The sequence below is a fragment of the Streptomyces sp. NRRL S-495 genome (genome assembly GCF_000966955.1).
GTDB lineage: Bacteria > Actinomycetota > Actinomycetes > Streptomycetales > Streptomycetaceae > Kitasatospora > Kitasatospora purpeofusca.
This window is the reverse complement of record NZ_JZWY01000985.1, coordinates 1-3,055: the sequence shown is the minus strand read 5'-3', so window position 1 is coordinate 3,055 and position 3,055 is coordinate 1. Positions and strand designations below refer to the sequence as shown.

At 75.1% G+C, this 3,055-nt stretch carries 2 protein-coding genes and 1 pseudogene; all 3 read left to right on the top strand.

Annotation, left to right across the window (positions count from 1 at the left end; all coding sequences use genetic code 11):
* Positions 1 to 219: transporter substrate-binding domain-containing protein (locus tag VR45_RS37470; protein WP_045944414.1), on the top strand; the 219-nt coding region annotated here is incomplete at its 5' end.
* Positions 220 to 494: 275 nt separating this feature from the next.
* Positions 495 to 749, top strand: coding sequence for a hypothetical protein (locus VR45_RS37465; RefSeq protein WP_159394503.1), 255 nt, complete (start codon positions 495 to 497; stop codon positions 747 to 749).
* Between the two features lie 1,222 nt (positions 750 to 1,971).
* A pseudogene (locus tag VR45_RS49575) lies at positions 1,972 to 3,055 on the top strand (hypothetical protein); the annotation flags it as partial.

The window sequence follows — 3,055 nt, the reverse complement described above, 5'->3', positions numbered from 1 at the left end:
AGGACCACCGACGACGGCAACCGGTTCGAGGTGACGGGCGCGCTGTCGCAGTCGAGCCCGTACGGGATCGCGGTGAACAAGAGCGACACCGCTCTGCGCGACGCGGTGGCGAAGGGGCTGGACGAGCTGATGCGCAATGGAGAGTACGACGCGATCCTCGCGAAGTGGAACGTCGGTGCTGGCGCGGCCCGGGTGGCGGCGATCAACGGGGGACTGTGACCCGGCGTCCGCGCGGGCCGCGCGCCGCCCTTCGGTTCGGCCGAGGTGGGAGTGGTACTCCGCCGGTGCCTCCCGCTCGGTCCCCGGCAGTGCGCCCGAAGGTGCGGCGCAGAGGCCGGGTCGTCGACCACGGAGAGTTCGGCGGCGTCGCCCGCGGCCGGATCGATTCCTAACTCGCTGCGCGCGTTCGGCCGACCGGTAACAGCACGGTCGTCCGTGGAGCTCCGGTATCCCGCGGGCGAGCCCGATGCCGGGCCGATCGTATGCTGGCGCATATGTTTTTCCTTGTTACGGGGGTCTTCGTGGCAGCCGGATTCGCGGTTTCCAGGCTCGCTGTGCATGCCGCACGCGACCTGCTCGCCGTCACCGCCGCATTGTTCGGGTTGACTGCAGGAGCCCTGACCGGCCTCGGTGTGGGCATCGCGTGCCTGCCGAACTACGGCGGGCCGATCTTCACTGTGCTCATGTGGATCGGCGGCCTGTTCGGCACGGCCCTGGGGCTCGCCCGCCGCCTGGACCGCCGGGCGTAACTTATCCGCGGTTCCGCCTGCCGCCGCGCATCGCACCCCGCTGCCGCGTGCCCCCGTGACCGGGAAAGGAAGGTCCCCGGCGGCCCTGTCAGAGGTGATCGTTAGGCTGCGGGAGTCGCCGGGTGATCGTTGCCCGGCAGGTGAACAGCACGGGGGAGTGGCGGGTCATGGTCGGGGAGATCGGTGCGCAGGGGTACGTCGCGCGGCTGGAGGACGCGAAGGTCGTCTTCCGCAACGAGCGCGGGCGGGTGCTGAAGAAGGTGCCGCCGGTGCTGGTGGGGCATCCCGCTCTGCCGCGGCTGTTCGCGCTCGCGGCCGGTGTCGAAGCGCACCGCCGGATGTGCGGGCAGGAGGCGGAGCGGCTGGTGCGCGAGGGTGTCGCGGTGCCGTCCCGGGTGGTGGAGCTGCTCTCGGTGGACGCCGCCTGGGCGGAGGCGTTGGCGCAGGCAGGACTCGTTCCCGCCGCCGGGGAACGGGGCGGCGAGGACGGGCTGCTCGCCCGCCGCTACCGGCACCCCGCGCTGCCCGACGCGGAGCGCGTGCTGCTCACCACCGCCGACGCCGTACGCCACCGCGACCGGCTGATGGCCCACCAGGGCTGGGAACCGGTCGGCCCCCTGGTGCCGACCGGGCTGCCGGCCGACGGGGCGATGCCGTTCCCCGAGTCCGCGCTCGCCGGGCACCCCGCCCACGAGCAGGAGGTGCTGCGGTACGTCGAGCGCCTGGAGGAGGCCACCTCGGCGTGGCGGGTGTGGGTGAAGCGCGACGTCGACGCCGTGCTGAAGTCGATCGCCGCCGCCGACCCGGTGCTCTCGCGCTGCTTCCTGGACGGCGTCGCGGACCTGTGCCTGCGCCACGGCGGGGAGCGGGCCGACGCGGCGGCGTGGTTCGCCCGCGCCAGGTCGGCGGAACGCACCGCTGGCGAGCAGGTCGACCAGGAGTGGCNGACCAGGAGTGGCTGGACGCCCGTTACGCCGCCGTGGACGCGGCCGGCGCGCTCACGGACACCGCGCTGCGCGAACGCGTTCGGCAGGTCACCGCGCGCGGCGCCGACCGCGCCGCGGCTCGTCGCACGCTCGTCCTGCTCGGCGACCGCACGCTCCGCGAGGGCCCGCGCCCCGGGCTCGCCACCGACCTCGTGCGCACCGCCCGTGCCGCCGGCCTGGACCCGGCCCGCGAGCTCGCCCGCCTGGCCGGTCGGCTGCTGCCGGTCCGGAATCTGTTGCACACGGCCACCCGCGAGTTCTGGGCCGCGCTGCTCGCCGACCCCGCCTGGGAGATGGTCCTGGCCGAACGCCCGCATCTCGGCCTGGAGGTGGTCGCCGCGGGGCCGCAGTCCGGGATGCCGGAGGTGGACCTGACGCTCGACTACCTGGAGCGGACCGGCGCGCTGGCGCACCTCACCGCCCCCGCCGACGCGGGCGGCGCCGTACCCGGCACCGCCGCCGACTGGCTGCGCGCCCTGGTTGTCCTGGCCGACCGGTCGCCCCGCTCGGGGGCCCGGCCGGTCGTGCACCGGCTCGCCGCGCTGCTGGCGCTGCGGATCGCCGCCGACGGCGTGCCCGTCGACCTCCCGTACCCGAGCCGGTGGGACCGGCGGGTGCCGGGGAGCCCGGTCCTGCGCCTGGGGGTCCTGGACCTGCTGCTGGCCGCGGGCGCGCCGGTGGCCGACCCGCCGCCGCGGCTCGCCGACCCGTACCTGTACCGCGTCGACACCGCGCCGCGCCCCGGGCTGTCCTCGCTGACCGCCGATCCGAGGTTCGCCCGTGAGCTGCGGGCGCTGCTGCGGGCGGAGTTCGAGCTGACCAACGGCGGTGACGCGGACAACCTCTGGTACCAGCCGCATGATCCGAAGGGGTGGGCGAAGACACCCATCCTGGTGGACACCGGACCGGGGCGCGCCGTGCTGGCGCAGTGGTGCGACGAGGAACTCGCCGAGCTGCCGGTGCTCGACCTGGACGGCGTGGCACTGATGCTTGCCCGCTTCCAGCACATCGGCGCCGCCGCCGGACTGCTCGCCGACCCGGACCGGTCCCGGCGGCTGGCCGCCGTCGACGTCCTCGCCCTGCTGCTACGCGGTGCGGGCGGAGGCCCCGGAGCCCGCGCTGGACCGGGCCGGCGCCGAACTGCTGCTCAGCGCGGTCGAGGCGCGTTCCGTGTTCCGCGACGCTGCCGCCGGTCTGGTGCGCCAGCGGATCGGCCGGCTCCTGGGGATCGAGGAGGAGCGGGTCGGCCGCGAGTTCGCCCGCCTGGTGCAGATCGCCGCGAACTGCCGGGACGGGCTGGCGCACCTGGTGCCGCTGCTG